Annotated in this window: 16 protein-coding genes; 14 read left to right on the forward strand and 2 right to left on the reverse strand. The window is 64.4% G+C overall.

Annotated features, from left to right (window positions below; all coding sequences use genetic code 11):
* Positions 1–2: 2 nt before the first annotated feature.
* Positions 3–905: an alpha/beta fold hydrolase gene (locus L5849_RS06040; RefSeq protein ID WP_236924836.1), complete on the forward strand. Its 903-nt coding sequence runs from the start codon at positions 3–5 to the stop codon at positions 903–905.
* On the opposite strand, the gene L5849_RS06045 is transcribed toward L5849_RS06040, so the two are convergent.
* Positions 906–1,997 carry a DUF2332 domain-containing protein gene (locus L5849_RS06045; RefSeq protein WP_236924837.1) on the reverse strand — a complete coding sequence of 364 codons (1,092 nt, stop codon included), beginning with the start codon at positions 1,995–1,997 and terminating at the stop codon, positions 906–908.
* Positions 1,998–2,033: 36 nt separating this feature from the next.
* Between L5849_RS06045 and hisG the strand changes: the two genes are divergently transcribed.
* The 13 genes from hisG (at position 2,034) to L5849_RS06110 (ending at position 18,573) form a co-directional block, all read left to right on the forward strand.
* Entirely contained in the window at positions 2,034–2,690 is a 657-nt protein-coding gene (hisG, locus tag L5849_RS06050) for an ATP phosphoribosyltransferase (RefSeq protein ID WP_236924838.1), read from the forward strand.
* Positions 2,690–3,979, forward strand: a complete 1,290-nt coding sequence (gene hisD / locus L5849_RS06055) for a histidinol dehydrogenase (protein ID WP_236924839.1) — start codon at positions 2,690–2,692, stop codon at positions 3,977–3,979. Before hisG ends, hisD begins: the two co-directional genes overlap by 1 nt.
* Positions 3,976–4,428, forward strand: coding sequence for a transcription antitermination factor NusB (gene nusB, locus L5849_RS06060; protein WP_115416301.1), 453 nt, complete (start codon positions 3,976–3,978; stop codon positions 4,426–4,428). Before hisD ends, nusB begins: the two co-directional genes overlap by 4 nt.
* A gap of 127 nt (positions 4,429–4,555) precedes the next feature.
* On the forward strand, positions 4,556–5,416 hold the full coding sequence (gene thiL, locus L5849_RS06065) for a thiamine-phosphate kinase (protein ID WP_236924840.1): 861 nt from the start codon (positions 4,556–4,558) through the stop codon (positions 5,414–5,416).
* 150 nt (positions 5,417–5,566) lie between these two features.
* Positions 5,567–7,663, forward strand: coding sequence for a sodium-translocating pyrophosphatase (locus L5849_RS06070; protein WP_236924841.1), 2,097 nt, complete (start codon positions 5,567–5,569; stop codon positions 7,661–7,663).
* Between the two features lie 217 nt (positions 7,664–7,880).
* Entirely contained in the window at positions 7,881–8,966 is a 1,086-nt protein-coding gene (locus L5849_RS06075) for a GNAT family N-acetyltransferase (protein ID WP_236924842.1), read from the forward strand.
* A complete protein-coding gene (locus tag L5849_RS06080; RefSeq protein WP_236924843.1) occupies positions 8,963–9,835 on the forward strand; it encodes a cupin-like domain-containing protein in 873 nt (290 codons plus the stop codon). The genes L5849_RS06075 and L5849_RS06080 overlap by 4 nt, the downstream gene beginning before the upstream one ends.
* A gap of 23 nt (positions 9,836–9,858) precedes the next feature.
* On the forward strand, positions 9,859–10,890 hold the full coding sequence (locus L5849_RS16120) for a GNAT family N-acetyltransferase (protein ID WP_236924844.1): 1,032 nt from the start codon (positions 9,859–9,861) through the stop codon (positions 10,888–10,890).
* Positions 10,887–11,924, forward strand: coding sequence for a hypothetical protein (locus L5849_RS06090; protein ID WP_236924845.1), 1,038 nt, complete (start codon positions 10,887–10,889; stop codon positions 11,922–11,924). The genes L5849_RS16120 and L5849_RS06090 overlap by 4 nt, the downstream gene beginning before the upstream one ends.
* A 21-nt stretch (positions 11,925–11,945) precedes the next feature.
* On the forward strand, positions 11,946–12,875 hold the full coding sequence (locus L5849_RS06095; RefSeq protein ID WP_236924846.1) for an acyl-CoA thioesterase domain-containing protein: 930 nt from the start codon (positions 11,946–11,948) through the stop codon (positions 12,873–12,875).
* Positions 12,876–13,105: 230 nt separating this feature from the next.
* Positions 13,106–16,321 (forward strand): type ISP restriction/modification enzyme, encoded by a 3,216-nt coding sequence (locus L5849_RS06100; RefSeq protein WP_236924847.1) that lies wholly within the window; start codon positions 13,106–13,108, stop codon positions 16,319–16,321.
* Entirely contained in the window at positions 16,318–16,596 is a 279-nt protein-coding gene (locus L5849_RS06105; RefSeq protein ID WP_236924848.1) for a hypothetical protein, read from the forward strand. Before L5849_RS06100 ends, L5849_RS06105 begins: the two co-directional genes overlap by 4 nt.
* A gap of 123 nt (positions 16,597–16,719) precedes the next feature.
* A complete protein-coding gene (locus L5849_RS06110; protein ID WP_236924849.1) occupies positions 16,720–18,573 on the forward strand; it encodes a DEAD/DEAH box helicase in 1,854 nt (617 codons plus the stop codon).
* 21 nt (positions 18,574–18,594) lie between these two features.
* Here L5849_RS06110 and L5849_RS06115 read toward each other — a convergent pair whose 3' ends face one another.
* Positions 18,595–19,413, reverse strand: coding sequence for a universal stress protein (locus L5849_RS06115; protein WP_236924850.1), 819 nt, complete (start codon positions 19,411–19,413; stop codon positions 18,595–18,597).
* Positions 19,414–19,637 lie beyond the last annotated feature (224 nt).

Consider the following 19,637-nt stretch of genomic DNA (forward strand, 5'->3'; position numbering starts at 1 on the left):
GCATGACACTCGAACAGAAGCGGGTCGTGCTCGCCAACGGGATCGAACTCGACGTGGTCGACGAAGGGCCGCGCGATGCGCCGGTTTTGATTTTCCTTCACGGCTTTCCCGAAAGCCACCGCACCTGGCGCAACCAGATCGCACATTTCTCGGACAGGTTCCGTTGCATAGCGCCCGACCAGCGCGGCTATCGCGGATCGTCCAAGCCTCAAGAGGTCGAGGCCTATACGCCCGACAAGCTGGTGGGCGACGTCTTCCTTCTGGCCGATGCGCTGGACGTCGATACATTCACCATCGTCGGACACGACTGGGGCGGCGCGATCGCCTGGGGTGTCGCCTACGGTGGGATGATGAACGGGCGCGTGACGCGCGCGATTATTGCCAACGCGCCGCACCCGGTGCTGTTTCCCAAACTGCTCTACACAAACCGCGAGCAGCGCGAGGCGAGCCAGTACTTTCGCGATTTCCGAGACACCGGCAATGATGCGCTGGTGCGCGAGCATGGCTTGGCCGCCCTCCTCATGAAAGTCTTCGAGGGCCAGGTGATGGCCACCATGGAACCCGAGGAACAGGCCGCCCTGCTCAAGGACTGGTCCGATCCCGATGCGGCAATCGGCATGCTCAATTACTATCGCGCCAGCCCGATGGAGGTGCTGCCGATGGATGCCCCATTCGAGCTGCCCGAAGGGTACCAAGCGGTCCCGCTACCCAAGCTGACCATTCCCACGCTGGTGATCTGGGCGATGGAGGATCAGGCACTGCCGCCTGCCAACCTCGACGGCCTTGACGAGGTGATCGAGAATCCCGAGCTGGTGCAGGTGCCTGGATGCGGCCATTTCGTGCAGTGGGAGAAGCCCGAAGCCTTCAACGCTGCCGCCGACGCTTTCCTCTCGAAAACCGGCTGATCAACCGCGCCATTCGATCCACTTGCCGTGGGGATGCGCCGTTGCCAGCCTTCGGCGCATGTCGCCATCCGGCCAGTAGCTGACCGTCAGTTCGTGCCGATGCGTATCGCGATTGGCCTCAAGGCTGACCCAGGCCAGCGGCGTATCCTCGCGTGCGCGGTCGCCCGCTGCCTCGATCAGCTCGACGATCCGATCGCGCTCGGGCTGCGGGATATATTGCCAGACCACCGAATGCATCAGCACACGCGTCGTGCCTTCTTCCTGCGGTCGTTCCAAACGCTCGGCGAGAAAATCGGCTGCCCGCATGCGCACGATCTCGGGCGGAAACGTCTTCGCGGCTTCGATCGCCGCATCCATGCGGGCAAACCTGGCGGTGAATTCGGGCCAGATATAGGCCTTGAGCCGCAGCGCCTGCGCCTCGTCGGTCAGATCGACCGGCGCGACATCGCAGCCCGCCGCCCCGACGATATCGAAATTGCCCTCGGGCGGCGGACTGCCGCGCCATTCGGGCGTAATCTGCATGCGCGAAGTCTTGGGTCCAACCTTCACGCCGCCCAAATCGTAGCGATAGCGCCGCATCATCAGATTGATGCCCGCGCTGGAGCCGATTTCGAGCAGATCGAAATTGCCCGGCAAGCCCTGGTCGACGAGCCAAAGGAAAGCGGCTGCGAAGCTTGCCGAGCGCCCCGCCTCGTTGGTTTGGGGCGGACCGTCGAGCCACGGCATCAGAAAGGCTTCGTGCCGCTCGATCGCGTAAGCGATTAGCTCGGTCGCGTCGGTCGGCCCAAGTCCTTCGTAAATCGCGGACAAGGCAGGTTCCTCGCCGCCAAGATGGAGCGCGTGCAGACCACCCGCCACGCGCAGAGGCAATGCATCGGAAAGGGCTGGCCCTGCCCAGCGCCTTACGCGGCGCATGACCGCCCCTCCCCGGTCGGTGTCGAGCAATTCTCGCAAGGATTGGCAGATTTGGGCGGTGATCGGCGCACCATTGTCGCGGCAATAGGCAACCTGGTTCTCGAAGGCTCTGGCAACCGCTTCCGGTCCGGTCGCATCCGGATCGATCGCCACGTATCTCGCCTTGTCGATCGCCATTGCCCTTTGTCCCGCTGCTGCCTATCTGCCCATGCCATGAACGACAGCCTGACCTTCGCCGTTCCCAAAGGCCGCATTCTCGACGAGGCGCTGCCCGTGATGGCCCGTGCCGGCGTCGTGCCCGAAGAAGGTTTTCACGACAAGGCCAACCGATCGCTGACCTTCGCCACCACGCGCGAGGATATGCGCCTGATCCGGGTCCGCGCCTTCGACGTGGCGACATTCGTCGCCCACGGCGCGGCGCAGATGGGTATCGTCGGATCGGACGTGATCGAGGAATTCGATTATGCCGATCTCTATGCGCCGGTCGATCTCGATATCGGGCATTGCCACCTGGCCGTGGCGGAGCCGAAGGAAGGCGGGGCGAGTATCGACGGGGCCAGCCATCTGCGCGTCGCGACCAAATATCCCAATCTTACCCGTCGCCATTTCGAGCGGCAGGGAATCCAGGCCGAGTGCGTGAAACTGAACGGCGCGATGGAAATTGCGCCCGAACTGGGCCTGGCCGGACGGATCGTCGATCTCGTTTCCACGGGGACGACGCTGCGCGAAAACGGACTGGTCGAGACGAGCCGTATCCTCGACATTTCGGCGCGGCTGATCGTCAACCGCGCTGCACTCAAGACCGATCTCCGCGTCGCCGCGCTGGTCGAGGCATTCCGCGCAGACGCGGCCCGGCGCGAGGCCGCCTGATGCAATTGCTGCGGATTTCGGACGATGGCTTCGAGAAGGCCTTTGCCCGCGTGGTGCGCAACCGCCGCGAGAGCGACCGGCAGGTCGGGCGCGACGTGGCCGCGATTATCAACGAAGTACGCGAGCGCGGCGACGACGCCTTGGTCGACTATACCGCGCGCTTCGACAATCATGGGCTTGGTGACGATGGCAACTGGCAGATTTCGGCGGAAGAATGCCGCGCCGCCTATAGCGCGCTCGATGCCGATCTGCGCGATGCGCTGGAGATGGCGGCGAGCCGCATCCGCGCCTATCACGAAGGCCAGCTCCCCGACGATCGCGACCATACCGATGATATCGGCATGCGGCTTGGCGCGCGGTGGAATGCGGTCGATGCGGCGGGACTTTATGTGCCCGGCGGACGCGCGGCCTATCCTTCGTCGCTGCTGATGAACGCGATCCCCGCCAAGGTGGCGGGCGTCGGGCGTCTCGTCGTCACAACGCCGACACCGAAGGGCGAAGTCAATCCGCTGGTGCTCGCCGCGGCGCATATCGCGGGCGTGGACGAAATCTGGCGCGTCGGCGGCGCACAGGCCGTGGCCGCGCTCGCCTATGGCACGCACCGGATCGGCAAGGTCGATGTGATTGCGGGTCCGGGCAATGCCTGGGTCGCCGAGGCCAAGCGACAGCTCTACGGCGTGGTCGGCATCGACATGGTGGCCGGGCCGAGCGAAATCCTCGTCATCGCGGACGCAAACAACGATCCCGAATGGATCGCCGCCGACCTGCTCAGCCAGGCCGAGCACGATCCCACCAGCCAGTCGATCCTGATCACCGACAGCGAGAGTCTCGCCCGGCAGGTCGAGGATGCAATCGATCTGGCGCTGATGGAACTGCCGACCGCAAAGACCGCCAGGGCGAGCTGGGAAGCGCACGGGCTGATCGTGATCGTCGACACCCTCGATCAGGCCCCCGCCCTGTCGGACCGTCTGGCCGCCGAGCATGTCGAGCTGATGGTGGACGAACCGCAAGTGCTGTTCCATCGTCTGCGCCATGCGGGCAGCGTCTTCCTCGGTCGGCACACGCCCGAAGCTGTGGGCGATTATATCGCCGGGCCTAATCACGTCCTTCCCACCGGCCGCCGCGCCCGCTTCGCCAGCGGGTTGTCGGTGCTCGACTTCATGAAGCGCACCAGCTTTATCGATGCCTCCGAAGCGGCGCTCGCGGCGATCGGTCCGGCGGCGGTCAGGCTGGCGGAGGCGGAAGGCCTCCCTGCGCACGCCCTATCGATTTCGACGAGACTGAAATGAACCAGAACTCCAAGTCCCAGGCGCGCAGCGCCGCCCGCCTCGGTGCCGTCCAGGCGCTCTATCAGCAGCAGATGGAGGGCACCAAGCTCGCCAAGCTGCTCGACGAGTTCCACCAGCACCGCCTCGGTCGCGTGATCGAGGACGAGGAATATGCCGATGCCGACGTCGATTTCTTCGACGATCTGGTGAGCGGTGTGGATGCGCGGCGCGAGGAGATCGACGAGAGACTGACCGCGCGCCTCGCCGATGGGTGGACGCTGGCGCGGCTCGACAAAACCATGCTGCAAATCCTGCGCGCGGGCGCCTATGAACTGCTTGCCCGCCCCGATGTCCCCAAGGCCAGCGCGATCAGCGAATATGTCGATGTCGCGAAGGCGTTTTTCGACGATCGCGAGGCGAAATTCGTCAACGGCATCCTCGACGCAGTGGCCAGAGAGGCCGGACGCTGAGGGCGCTCGCCTCCCTTCACCACCGTCACCCCGGACTTGATCCGGGGTCAAGCTGCTTTGCTTCCAACCGCCAATCGGCAAAGGAAGCTGGACCCCGGCTCGGAGGTCGGGGCGACGGGATAGCGTGATGGCGGAACTGGATTTCGTCGATGCGTTGAAGGCGATAGCGAACAACCCCGCCGCGCGCGGGCTCGAAGACGATGCCGCAGTGGTCGAGATTGGCGGCGAAACGCTCGTTCTCACTCATGACACGCTGGTTCTGGGCGTCCATGTTCGCGAGGACGAAGACCCCGCAGATATCGCCTGGAAACTGGTCGCGGTGAATTTGTCGGACCTCGCGGCGAAAGGTGCGGAGCCGGTCGGCGTGCTTGTCTCGCACATGCTCGGCACCGGGGACGACCGGTTCGTCGCCGGCCTTCGCGAGGTTCTGGACGAGTATAGCACCCCTCTCCTCGGCGGGGACACGGTGCGGGCCGGCGGGCGGCGCGTGTGGGGCTGCACGGCAATCGGCAGAGCCACACATACCCCCGTACCCGATAGGCGCGGCGCCCGCAGCGGTGAGGCGATCTATGTCACGGGCGCGCTGGGTCGGGCAATGCTCGGAATATCCGATCGCGACTCGGGCAGCGTCAACGACCTGGCCTATCGGCGCCCTCGCCCGCTCCTGAACGCGGGAAGCAAGCTGGCACCGCGTGTCGGCGCGATGATGGATGTCTCGGACGGGCTGCTGCTCGACTGCTGGCGCATGGCGCGCGCAAGCGGGCTCGGCTTCGCACTCGAGAGCGAGGCGATCCCCGTGGCCGACCGCGACCGCTTCGACGAGTGCATCCGCTGGGGCGACGATTATCAGCTCCTGTTTACGGCTCCGGTCTCGGCCGAATTGCCCGTGCCCGCCGCGCGGATCGGGATGGTGGAAGGGGCACAGCCGTTCCTTTCGCTCGATGGTCGCATTCTCGATCCCAAAGACGGCCTCGGCTACCGGCATTGATTGCTTGCGCGGCGGGCGATCGACACACGCGGATCGCTGCGCAGTTCGGCCTTGTCACGTAACAGATGCCGCTTATACCCCTTCCGATATGTTCCGGCGTTTCCCGCGCCGGGTCGCATAATCAAAAAACCAAACGGGAGGGGATTTTTCGTGGACTTAGTTCTCATAGCCATCGTGCTGGGACTGCTGGCCGTCGTGTACGGCTTCGTCACCAGCCGCCAGGTGCTCAATGCAGGCGCCGGCAATGAAAAAATGCAGGAAATCGCAGGCGCCATCCAGGAAGGCGCGCAGGCCTATCTGAAACGCCAGTACACCACCATCGGTTTCGTCGGCGTCGTCGTCGCAGTCCTGGTCTACGTGTTTCTCGGCACTTTTCCGGCAATCGGCTTCGTCATCGGCGCTGTCCTGTCGGGCGTCGCGGGCTTTATCGGGATGAACATTTCGGTGCGCTCGAATGTGCGTACCGCGGCTGCCGCACAGAGCGGGCTGCAGCAGGGCCTGACCCTGGCTTTCCGGGCCGGCGCCATCACCGGCATGCTCGTGGCGGGTCTCGCCCTGCTCTCGATGGCCGTGTTCTTCTGGTACCTATCGGGTCCGGCAGGATTTGCCGCTGACAGCGACGAAGTAGTCTACGGCCTCGTCGGTCTTGCCTTCGGCGCTTCGCTGATTTCGATCTTCGCGCGCTTGGGCGGCGGTATCTTCACCAAGGCTGCCGACGTCGGCGCCGATCTCGTCGGCAAGGTGGAAGCAGGCATTCCCGAAGACGATCCGCGTAACCCGGCCGTGATTGCCGACAATGTCGGCGACAATGTCGGCGACTGTGCCGGCATGGCCGCCGACCTGTTCGAAACCTATGTCGTGACTGTCGGTGCAACCATGGTGCTGACCGCGCTGCTCTTCGGCGATGCACTGGGCGAACTTCTGATGCCGATGATGGCACTGCCGCTTCTGATCGGCGGTGCATGCATCGTCACCAGTATCATCGGGACCTATTTCGTGAAGCTCGGCAAGGGCAGCACCAATGTGATGGGCGCGATGTACAAGGGCTTCATCGTCACCGCCGTGCTGGCCGTGCCGTTAATCTGGTTGGTTATGGACTATGCGCTCGGCAGCATGACCACGCAGATCCAGGGCACCGAGTTCAGCGGACGCATGCTGTTTTACTGCTCGCTGATCGGTCTTGCGATTACCGGCCTGATCATCTGGATCACCGAGTATTACACCGGCACGAACTATCGTCCGGTGCGCTCGATCGCCAAGGCTTCGGAAACGGGCCACGGCACAAATGTGATCCAGGGCCTTGCCATCAGCCTTGAATCGACCGCGCTTCCCACTCTCGTGATCGTGGCGGGCATCATCGGCACCTTCCAGCTCGCAGGCCTGATGGGCATCGCCTATGCGGCCACTGCCATGCTGGCCCTTGCTGGCATGGTCGTGGCACTCGACGCCTACGGCCCGGTAACTGACAATGCCGGCGGTATCGCCGAAATGGCCGGTCTCGACGAAAGCGTTCGTGAAAAGACCGACATGCTCGACGCCGTGGGCAACACCACCAAGGCCGTGACAAAGGGCTATGCCATCGGTTCGGCAGGGCTCGGCGCGCTGGTACTCTTCGCTGCCTACACGACCGATCTGGCAAAGCTGTTTCCGGATGCGAACGTCAATTTCAGCCTCGAGAACCCCTATGTGATCGTTGGCCTGCTCCTCGGCGCGCTGCTCCCGTATCTGTTCGGTGCGATGGGCATGACCGCCGTGGGCCGCGCTGCCGGTGACGTCGTGGTCGATGTGCGCGAGCAGTTCGCTGCCGATCCGGGCATCATGGCCGGAACCAGCAAGCCGAACTACGCAAAGACCGTCGACCTCGTGACCAAGGCTGCCATCAAGGAGATGATCATCCCCTCGATGCTGCCGCTGCTGGCACCGATCGTGGTTTACTTCGCGATCGACCTGCTGGCCGGTCAGGAACAGGCCTTCGCGGCGGTCGGCGCATTGCTGCTCGGCGTTATCATCGGCGGTATCTTCGTCGCCCTGTCCATGACCGCCGGGGGCGGCGCATGGGACAATGCGAAGAAGTACATCGAAGACGGCAATCACGGCGGCAAGGGCAGTGAAGCCCACAAGGCTGCCGTGACCGGCGACACCGTCGGCGATCCCTATAAGGACACTGCGGGTCCGGCCGTGAACCCGATGATCAAGATCACCAACATCGTTGCGCTGCTGCTTCTGGCAGCGCTTGCGGCGGGCTGATCTGTCCGATCTTCCTTATCGAAACGGGGCGGAGGGACCGACGGGTACCTCCGCCCTTTCGTTTTTGCCGCGTTAACCGAGTCTAAGCCCCTTACCCCTATACGGCCCGGGTGACGGAAGGGACCTTGTGACGCGCATCGCAGACCTCATCGACGCCCGATGGCATGGCTTGTCCGTGGACCGCAGGGCCTGTCCGGCTTTGCCGGATGGATTTTCCGTGCGGCCTTGGCAGGAGGTCATCGACACGATACCCGAGGCTGCATGGCACGAACTGGCGTGCACAGCGCCGACCCCCAACCCTTTCTGCGAGCGCTGGTTTTTGAAACCATCGCTCGAACAGTTCGATCCACAGGGGCGCGTGTGCATCGCCACTCTGGCCGTCGGTGGCAAGCTGGCCGGTATCATGCCAATCCGGTACGGCACGAACTATCACGGCCGGTTCGTCCCCCATCTTGCCAATTGGCTGCACGCCAACAGTTTTTGCGGCGAACCACTGGTGGCCGAAGGGTATTCGCACGTTTTCTGGGAGTATTTGCTCGACTGGTGCGACCGGAACCATCGCGCGAGCCTGTTCTTTCATCTTGCCAATCTGCCGACCGATGGCACCGCTTTTGGAGCGCTTCGTGAACTGGCCGCCCGTTCGGGTCGTTGCTTCAGACCGGTGAAGACAGTCCAACGCGCTGCACTGTGCAAGGGGTTGTCGCCGCAAGAGCATATGAATGCTGCCATGGAAAAGAAGCGGCGCAAGGAACTGAGCCGTAAGCGTCGGCGGCTGGAGGAAGCGGGCGAGCTCGTCTTTTCCCGACAAACGGACACCGATGCGCTCGAGGACTGGATCGAATCGTTCCTCGCGCTCGAACGCGCCGGCTGGAAGGGCGCGCGGGGATCATCGCTTTCGAGCGCGCCCGAAACCGCAGCCCTGTTTCGCGAGGGTCTGCATGGAGCGGCCCGTTACGGCCGCCTGGAACGATTGGCGTTTCATCTCGATGGCAAGCCCATAGCCATGCTGTGTACCTTCGTGACGCCGCCGATCAGTTTCGGTTTCAAGACGGCCTTCGACGAAAATCATGCGAAACTGTCTCCCGGCCTGCTCCTGCAAGTCGAAAATCTCGCTATGCTCGAACGCGGCGATATCGACGTTTCGGATAGCTGCGCCGCGCCCGGTCATCCCATGATCGAACAAATCTGGTCCGACCGTCGCGAAATCGCGATGGTGACCGTGGGAATTGGGGGAAAACTGCGTCGTTCGATCGGAGCCGTCTTGTCGGCCATCGAACTGCGCCGAGAGGAGAAACGACAATGACTGCGCACGATCCGGTGCTCTCACGCAAGGCAAGTGCGGCTTTTCCGGAAGAATCGCGCGCGGCTTTCAGCCGCGCCTATCCCGAAACCCCCCATGTCCTGCACCACAATCTGCAAGACGATGAGCGGTTAACCCTCGACGCCCTGGCCGAACTCGGCGCCGCACTGCCGCAGAGCTCGATCGAATACAATCGCGGCGACCTGCCGATCGGTATCGATGGCAAGCCCGGTGGAAACGGCATGACCATCGGCGATACGATCCGCCACATCGCCACCAGCGAAAGCTGGGCCGTGCTGAAGAATATCGAACAGGCCCCCGCATACAGGGCGCTTTTGATGGATCTTCTCGAAGAGCTGCGTCCCGCGATCGAGACCAAGACCGGCGAGATGCTGACACCGCAGGGCTTCATCTTCATCTCGAGCCCGCATGCCGTCACTCCCTATCATTTCGATCCCGAACACAACATCCTGCTCCAGCTCAGGGGTAGCAAGGTGATGACGCAGTTTCCGGCGGGCGATACACGCTACGCCCCCGACGAGGTTCATGAGAGCTATCATCTCGGTGGGCCACGCGAATTGCCCTGGACCGAGGATATGATGGCCGCGGGCACTCCCTATTCGATTGGCCCCGGCGAAGCGGTGTTCGTGCCGGTGATGGCGCCGCATTTCGTGCGCAACGGGCCGGAAAGCTCAATCTCGCTGTCGATCACCTGGCGCAGCGAATGGAGCTATGCCGAGGCAGGGGCACGGTGCTTCAATGGGCTCGTTCGCAAACTGGGCATCGAACCCACGGCGCCGGGGCGTTGGCCGACGAGCAACCAGACTAAATCGCTGGCGTTTCGGGTCTGGCGCAGGGCATTCGGAAGCTAGGAGTCCTATGCCGGAAGAGGTCCGTGACGCATAACGAGCAGCGTGTTGGCGAAGCGGCGATCTTCGATGCCCTCGCGAAATCGGGTCCGGCCGATCGCGCTTTTCTGCGCCATCGGTGGTTCGCGGTGGGCAATGCTCCGCCGGCAACCAGCTTCGTCGCGACCGATGACGCGGGCTCGCCCTGTGCCGCCTTCGCCCTTGTGGAACGCCGCAAGGGCCCGTTCGTGCTTCGCGAAGTGGGCGGCTGTTACTGGCCGTTTCGCGGAGTCCCCGTCGCCCCCCGCATAGCCGCGTCGGACCTGTCCCGCGCCCTGGCCCGGCACAAGAACGATCTGGGCCGTGTCTGGCGCCTGGGTCCCGTCGAGACAGGCGATGCGTCGCTGGAAACCCTGATACGGGCTTCGCGGATGGCCGGCTGGCAGGTTCTTTCCCGTCCACTCGGAAAAGTCTTCGAACTCGATCTCGCGGCGCTCGCCGCCGACGATGGCTGGCCCTCGACCAAGACACGGCGCAAGAACCGTTGGCGCAAGCGGCGGCTGGAGGATGACGGAGGTCCCCTGCGGACGGTGTTTTTTAACGGTGCGGACTGGTCCGCCGACCACCGCGACGCGATGGCGAGGATCGAGGCGGCGAGTTGGCTGGGCAAGCTCGGCGATGGCGGCGATACCAAGTTCCGCGATCCGGCGATGCGCCGGTATTGGGAAGACCTGTGCGACGATCGCGTGCTTGCCGAAATGCTCTTTGGCAGCGTGATGTGGATCGGAGACGTTCCGGCAGCCTTCACCTTCGGAATTCAGGCCGGCGGCGTGCGCTATTATATCGCCAACAATTACGACGAACGCTTTACCCAATTCGGCCCCGGCAGGGTCCTGCTTTACGAGGACTTCGCTCGCGCCGCCGCGCACGGAACTGAGCGGATAAGCTGGGGCCTCGGCGATGCCGGGTATAAAAGCGAGATGGGCGCCAAGGCGGGTCCCGACATGGTCGATCTCCTGTTCGTACGCGGGGCGCTTCTCGCCGCAGCCCTGCGTCCGTGGTGGGAGCGCCCCGTGTGACACGTTCGACCCGTTCCATTCTCCTCGCCGCCGGTATGCTGATCGGTTTCCAGATCGGCATGATGGCGTATGAGCAGCTTGCTTTCGGCTGGCCTTTCGCGCGCGAGGAAGCTCCGCTGCACAGCGGCTGGCATTGGATGCGGCGCAGCATATCCGCTGCGCTGTGTGCCGCGCTGGTTCTCGCCCTCGCCCGTCCCGGCTTGCGCGCCGAACCGCTTTCCCACGGTGCGCGCAGGCTCACCCGCCTGGTCGTCGCTTTGACGGTTGCCGCCACGATTCTGCTTGCCGCCAGCCCGCGCATCTATGCCCTTGTAGGCGCGGAAGACGGGGCGATCGAATGGTTCAGCGCGTTGTTGCTTTTCGGAGCTTCCGGCTTCATGGCCGCGCGCTTCCTCAACCTCTGGCGCGCCGATCGCGCCCTGCCATACCGACGCCTTCACCTGCTCGGCGCGGCCGGTTTCGCGCTTCTGTTTCTGCTCATGGGCGGCGAGGAAGTGAGCTGGTTCCAGCGCCAGATCGGCTTCGACACGCCGGAAAGCGTCGCGGCACGCAACTGGCAGGGTGAGTTCAACCTGCACAATTTCCAGACCGATCTCACGGAGCTGGTCCTTTATTCCGGTACCGGGCTGTTCCTCATGCTCCTTCCGCTTATCCGCGAAAGCGACGCCGCGCGATGGCCATTCGTCCAACCTTTTGCCGCCCTCCTCCCCGACCGCACGGTGGCGGCAATCTCGGCGCCGATGCTGGTGTTCACCTACAGCCACTGGACCCTGCTTCCCGTCCAGGCGGCCTTCTGGATCGGCCTGTTCGCCTGCATTGCTTTCGCCGGCAGCGCCGTGGCCACGCGCGAGCGGGCGCTGTGGATCGGTCTCGCCGTCTGGATCGCGATCGGCCAGCTTATCCACCTGCTCCTCGGCCCCACGATGCTGATGATGTTCGACAGCTCTGAATATCGCGAGCTGTTCCTGTCGCTCGGCCTTGCCGCCTACGCCTTCCGGCAATGGCAGACCGGTGGACGCTTGACGCAAACGTAAAGCACCCGCAAAGCGCATCAGGTGAGTACGAAAAAGAAACCTGAAGAGCTTGTCGCCGGCCTTATCCGCCTGCTGACCGTCACCCGAACCGGCGAGGACGCCTTCACCGCCCCGCAGCAACCGGGCGGCGTGGGCCGCGTGTTTGGCGGCCAGGTTATCGCCCAGGCACTGCAGGCCGCGCAGGCCACCGCACCCGAAGGGCTGGAGGCGCATTCGCTCCACGCCTATTTCCTGCGCGGCGGCAAGGAAGGCGTCGACATCGACTACACCACCGCGCGCGATTTCGACGGGCGCAGCTTCGCCAACCGGCGGGTGGTGGCGAGCCAGCCGGAAGAGGACAGCACGCAGCGCCCGATCCTCAACCTCACCGCCAGCTTCCAGCGCCCCGAGGAAGGGCTGAGCCACGACGATGTGACCATGCCCGAGGTCGCTCCGCCAGAAGAGCTGGCGAGCGACATGGAAATGCGCCGCGCCATGGTCGAGCGCGCCGGCGACCGGATGACCGAGCAGCAGCGCGCCCTCGTGCTGCGCCCGCGCCCGATCGAAATGCGCACGGTCGACAGGCTGCATTGGATGAACAGCGAGCCGCGCGAACCCAAGGCGCATAGCTGGTTCCGCACCGCCGCGCCGCTGCCCGCGATCGAGGACGACCCGGCGCTGCACCGCGCGGTGATTGCCTATGCCAGCGACTATACGCTGCTCGGCACAAGCGCGCTGCCGCATGGCCTGAGCTGGATGCGCGGCGAGCTGGTCGGTGCCAGCCTCGACCATGCCATCTGGTTCCACCGCCCGGCCCGCGCCGACGAATGGCTGCTCTACGCCACCGACGCCCCGTGGAGCGGCGGCGGGCGCGGCTTCAACCGTGGCCGCATCTTCAACCGCAATGGCGAACTGGTAGCCAGCGTGGCGCAGGAAGGCATGATGCGGAAGCGGATAAGGCGGGCCGCATGATTCGTTCAGTTTCAGAAAAGAAACCCTGAACGCGGCGGTGAAAATTTCCGTAAACTCACGCGAGTGAACACTGAAAGTCGTGTGATGATGGCCGCGCTCCGCGAGGCGCAGGATTTCGACGGTATGAAAGAGCCGATGCGAAGCTAGCACCGCCGGGGGATGTAGGAAAATCACCGGCTTGCGGACCGACTCCGCTGCGCTAGAACAGACCACGACGAGGGGAGCGCACCGTGAGTACCGACCATCTGAAAGCATACGCCCGATCGGTGCGCGACAAGCTGCGCGCCAATCCGGCGACGCCCGAAACAGGGCTGGCGCCGACCTTTCAGCAGCTCGTCGAGAACCTCCTTCCCACGCTTCCGGCGATCGAGGATTTCACGGTCTCGCCCGAATACAACAAGACCGGGGTTGGCCGCCCCGATATCGCGCTCATCAAGCATGGCGAGCTGCCCCGCGCCTTCATCGAGCTCAAGGCCCCGGCCAAGCCCGCCGAGCCGAAGAAATGGAAGACTCCTCACGACAAACGGCAGTTCGAGCGCCTTCAGGAACTGGCGCATTGGGCAACGTCGAACTTCACCGACTTCTACCTGTTCGAACGCGACAGGCAGCAAGGGCATGCGGTTATCGTCCCGGCAGAAGCGCTCGATCCCGATCTGCCCGACAAATCGGCCGACATTCTGATCGATGCGCACGATCCCACGCGGTTTCTCGATCTGCTGGCACAACTCGCCCGCGCGCAGCCGCCGGCGGCAGGCAATGCCCAGCAACTGGCCGAATTGCTCGCCCACTCCGCGCGGATCGTGAAAAGCGCGGTGCGCGAACGCGTCGCCGATTTGCAGGCGGACAAAAAGGTGAACGACCCGCTGATGATGGTCCGCCAGACCTATCGCAACGTGCTCTACGCCCATCCCGAAGCGGGCGGCTATGCGGCGAAGGATTTCGACGAACTGTTCGCCAGCGCTTTTGCGCAGACGCTGGCATTCGGCCTGCTGCTAGTGCGCGAGCATCTGGCCAATACCGAAACCGAGGCCGAGAAGCGCAAGGTCGGCCCCGATGCCGCGCAGCACATGCCCGACGAGCATCCGCTGATGAAGGGCACGCTGGAGGCGATCAGCGATCCGCGCGTGATGGATTCGGTCGGCATCGGCTTCGACGTGATGCGCGACACGGTGAACAGCTTCGATCCGAAGATCCTCGCTCCGCGCCGCGACGGGCGCGACCCGATCCTCTATTTCTACGAGGATTTTCTCAGCGTCTTCGATCCCGAAGCGCGCGAGCGTTACGGTGTCTATTACACGCCGCTGCAAGTGGTACGCTTCATGGTCGGCGCGCTCGACCGGGTGCTGCGCGACGATCTCTCCACCCAAGGCTTGCACGATCCATCGGTGACGATCCTCGATCCGGCAACCGGCACGGGCACCTTCCTGCTCGGCATTGCCGAACGCGTGCGCGAACGCATGATGGAGGAACAGGGCGGTCCGGCAGCCAGCATGGCGCTGAAGGATTTGGCGGGCCGGATGTTCGGCTTCGAGCTGCTGATCGGCCCCTATGCCGTGGCGCATTACCGGCTGCACCATGCACTGTCGCACCGCCCGGCGGACGATGGCGAGAATGCGCCGCAAGCCGTTCAATTGCCGCGGCTCGGTATCTATCTGACCGACACGCTCAGCCGCCCGGATGCGATTACGCCGATGGGTCGGCTGGGCATTCCCGGCGTACCCATCGACGAGGAGCGCGAGCGCGCCAACGAGATCAAGACGCGCAAACGCATCCTCGCGATCATCGGCAATCCGCCATACAAGCGGTTGGAGGAAGGCGAGGACGAAACGCTCGTCGGGCGCTGGATGAACGAGGAAATCTGGCCCGACCTCAAGCAGCCGGTCAAGGATGCCGGAAAGGGCGGACAGCTTAACACCTTCCCCGAATTTTCCGTCGCCTTCTGGCGCTGGGCGATCTGGAAACTGTTCGAGGCGGAAAATGCGCCAAAGAAGGGTGTGATCGCCTTCATCACCAACCGTAAATATCTGACCGGCTGGCCCTATGCGGGCCTGCGCAAGATGATGCGCGAGCGCTTCGACCGGCTCGAAATCATCGATCTGCGCGGTGATGTGCGGGCAGGCGTACGCGGCGATGTGGAGCGCGATCAGGGCGTATTCAACATTCAGGTCGGAACGGCGATCTGCGTGGCGGTGGCGGACGGCAGCAAGGCCGAGGGCGAACTGGCGGAGGTGCGCTATACCGACAGCTGGGAAGAGGAGAAATTCAGCAAGAAGGCGAAGTTGGACTGGCTGGAGGCACGACTAGAAAACGGTGAACCTCGTCACTTCGTTAGTGTCGTGCGAGGCACGCTTGATGATCTTAGACCTCAACCATTCCAGACAGGGAATTGGGTTTCTGTTGCGGAGGTTTTCCAGTTTTCCTCTTCTGGTATCGAAACGACTAGAGATCACATCTCCTACGGCTTTGATAGCGAGGACTTGAAACAACGCCTTGAAGAGATGCAGGCACTCCCAATAGCCAAAGCGCGAGAAAGGTATTCCCAGTCGCGCAAGGAAAAGTTCTCGAATGCCTATAAGGAGACGTTCGATGCGGCATTAATGAAGGAGGTTGCCTACCGCCCGCTAAGCCGAATGAAGCTCTACAACTCGACCAACTTTGTTGATTGGCGACGACCTAAGTTGCAGGCAGCGTGGGACGATAGGAATCTTGCCCTTTGGGGTATGGCGTATGGGACCAATAGAGGTCCCGCGACTTGGGCGCATGCTCATCTGCCCGACCGCCATTCGTTCAAGGGGAGCACAGGAGGCTATGCCTTCCCCCTCTACGACCGCCGCAAAGGTCCCGACGCGCATAATCTCAGCCCGGCCATCCTCACCGCGTTGGCCGAAGCCTATGGCGAGCCGGTCAGTCCGGAGGATCTGTTCGACGCCATCCTCGCGCTGCTGTCGGCGAGCAGCTACACCGTGCGCTTTGCCGAGGACCTCGAAGACACCTTCCCGCATATCCCCTTTCCCGCCGATCCCGAGCTGTTCAGGCAGGCCGCAGCCATCGGCGCGGAAATTCGCGCGCTCGAAGGGTTCCAGCGCGAACCGGCCGCCGAATTCCGCAGCAAGGACTTCGTCCGCCTGCGCAGCGAGGCCACCGGCCCGGTCGGCCTGCATGAAGAAGGCGGCGAGTGGTTCTTCTGCGCGGACGGCAGCGGCAAGTTCGACGGTCTGCCTCCGCGCGTGTGGGAATTCTCGGTCTCCGGATACCGCGTGCTGAAGCGCTGGGCCGATGCCCGCGCCGACCTTTCCGGCAGCGAATATTGGCAGCAATTCCGCGATGTTGCGGCACGTATCCACGAGCTTCTCCACTGGTTCGACCGCGCCGACCTTGTGCTTGCCGATGTGCTTGAGGATACTCTCAGCCGTGACGAGTTGGGATTAGCGGACGAGCAGGAATGACCGGCGATCAGTTCAGCATGTTCGGGGATGGCAAAGGGCGCATGGAAGAGCAGCGCCAGCCCGATATACTGCCCGATCCCGATCGTGTGCGCCGCCGCTTGCACGGCATTCTCGAGACCGCCCGCGCAGCGCCCGACGTGCCTTGGCCGGAGAAGAAACAGCGCGTCTGGCGCATCGTCTTTCCCAATATGGCCAAGTGGTTGCCCGACGACGAAGCAGACCAGTTGTGCTTTGAATTCGCACAGGAAATGGAACGGCTCGGCCTGGCGGCCTGAACCCCCTCGCACCTGCACAAAAAACAGCAAGCCAAACGGCGTCTTTTACGCTAAAGGCCCCGCACCCCCGTGCGCCCGAGCCGTGCCCCCTGCACCGCCGCGCCGGACAAGACACGAGATTCCATGGCTTTCGAAACTCTTCCGCCGGTGATCGGCGATGCACTGGCCGCACGCGGCTATGACGCACCCACCCCCGTCCAGGCCGCCGTCATCGATCCCGAAGCGCAAGGCCGCGACCTGATCGTTTCGGCGCAGACCGGCAGCGGCAAGACCGTGGCCTTCGGCATCGCGCTGGCCGATCAACTGCTCGGCGAACTGGGCGGCTCGCCGCTGAGCGAGAAACCGCTCGCGCTGGTCATCGCCCCCACGCGCGAACTGGCGCTGCAAGTCAGCCGCGAGCTTGCCTGGCTCTATGCCGGGGCGGGCGTTCGCATCGCCACCTGCGTCGGCGGGATGGATGCGAGCAAGGAACGGCGCAATCTGCGCGGCGGCCCCGCGATCGTCGTCGGCACGCCCGGGCGGCTGCGCGACCATCTCGAACGCGGGGCGCTCGACCTGTCGGGCCTGATCGGCGTGGTGCTCGACGAGGCGGACGAAATGCTCGACATGGGCTTTCGCGAGGACCTGGAAGAAATCCTCGATGCAACGCCCGAGGGGCGCCGCACGCTGCTGTTCTCCGCCACCATGCCGCGCCCGATCGAGCGGCTGGCCGAACGCTACCAGAACAATGCCCTGCGCCTCAGCCTGGTGGGCGAGACGCGCGGGCACGGCGATATCGAATACCAGGGCATCGCCGTCGGCCCGTCCGAAATCGAGAACGCGGTGGTCAACCTGCTGCGCTTCCACGAGGCGGAGACGGCGATCTGCTTCTGCGCCACGCGCGAGAGCGTGCGGCGTCTCCACTCCACGCTGCAGAATCGCGGTTTCGGCGTGGTGGCGCTGTCGGGCGAGCATTCGCAGAGCGAGCGCAACCAGGCATTGCAGGCGCTGCGCGACCGGCGGGCGCGCGTCTGCGTGGCCACCGATGTGGCCGCGCGCGGGATCGACCTGCCGACGCTGAGCCTGGTGATCCATGTCGAAATTCCGCGCGATGCCGAGACGCTGCAGCACCGTTCGGGCCGCACGGGCCGCGCGGGCAAGAAGGGCACGGCGGCCATCGTCGTACCCTATAACCGCCGTCGCCGGGTCGAAGGCATGCTGCGCGGCGCGCGGATCGAGGCCGAGTGGCTCGATGCGCCCACCCCCCAGGCGATCGCCAAGCGCGACCGGGCGCGGCTGCTCGAGACGATCACCGCAGAGCGCGAATACGAGGATGGCGACCGCAAGCTCGCCGCCGACATCATGGCGCGCATGGCGCCCGAGGACATCGCTGCCGCGCTGGTCCACGCCCACCGGTCCGAGCTGCCGCAGCCCGAGGAGCTGCTGGCCAACACGCCCGAAGCGCGCGAGAAAGCCAAGGCCGAACGCCACCGGCCCGGTTTCGAGGACACGGTGTGGTTCAAGATGGACATCGGCCGCCGCCACAATGCCGAGCCGCGCTGGCTGCTGCCGCTGATCTGCCGCCGCGGGCACATCACCCGCAACGAAATCGGCGCGATCCGCATCGGCCAGCACGAGAGCTGGTTCCAGGTGCCGCGCGCCGTGGCCGCCAAGGTCGCCGATGCCATTGGCCGCACCGCCTCGCCAGATGACGAGCAGGATGCAATCGCCATTGTCGAAGCGCCCGACGGCCCGCGTGTGGAAGCCCGGGCGAACCGCAAGCACGGCGGCGGCGGCAAGGTCCATGCCCGTCCGCATGGCAAGCCGCCTGGGGGGAAACCCTCCGGGGGCAAGCCCTCCGGCGGCAGGCCGCCCTTCAAGAAGGACAAGCCCGGCGGGGGCAAACCCTTCGCCGGAAAGCCCAAGTTCGACGGCAAGCGCAAGGACGGCGGCAAGCGGAAAGACACGGGCAAACCCGGCGGCCCGCGCAAGGGCTGACCGGGACCGCCCCCATTCCGCTCAGTTGGTCATCAGCAGCGGGATGCGCACATCCGACAGCATCTTGCGCGTCACGCCGCCGAAAATCCGCTCGGTCAGGCGCGTGCGGCCATAAGCGCCCATCACGATCAGCCCGGCCTTGCGGTGTTCGGCATGGGCGACCAGCGCCTCGCTCACGCCCTTGTCGCCCGCTTCGACCTCGATCATCTCGCAGGAGATGCCGTGGCGCGAGAGATAATCCGCCCCGTTGACCGGCGGCAGCTCGGGCTCTTTCGTGCCCTTGCCCGGCTCCTTGACCGTGGCGAGATAGACCGCCTGCGCCTTGTGCAGCAGCGGCACCGCCGCCTTGAGCGCATGCGATGCCTCGGCCGATCCGTCCCAGGCGACCAGCGCCGCCGCGTTCGGGTCGAACCGCGTGCAGCTATCGGGCAGGACGAGCACGGGGCAATCGGCGGTCACCGCCAGCTCGCCCGCAGTGAAGGACGGTGTGCCATCGACCGTATTGGGATCGCGCGCGCTCACCACGGCGAGGTCGTTGAGCGAGGATTCGCGCAGCATCGCCAGCGCCACCGGCCCCGCCGCCTCGACCCAGTTCCACGACACGCCCTCGTTCGACAGATCGTCGAGCGTCCTGTCGCGCAGCTTTGCCGCCTCCTCGCGCCAATAAGGCACCATGGCGGCAAAGGCCGCGCCGTGGAAATCGATCGCCCCGGCGGCCTCGTAGGGGATGGCGTGCAGCAGCGTGACATGCGCATCGAATGCACGCGCCAGATCGAGCACGGCATCGAGCCGCCCGGAAAAGCTCTCGTCCCCGGTGGCGTTGAACAGAATCGTCTTCATGGCGTCGTCTCCCACTGGCGGGAGGGCCACAGGGCCGCATCCCGGCTTATGATTATACCATACAGCACAAACGCGCCCGCTCATTGACCTACATCAATTTACAAGGGCGGCTGGGAAGACGCGGTGGACCGCGAACGGCGCTCGGCCAAACCATGACCTTCGGATGGCGTCATAGGGGGTGGGAAAAGGAGTGCCTGCTTGCGAACCAAATCACCTAAGCGCAA

Source organism: Erythrobacter sp. SN021 (genome assembly GCF_021864455.1).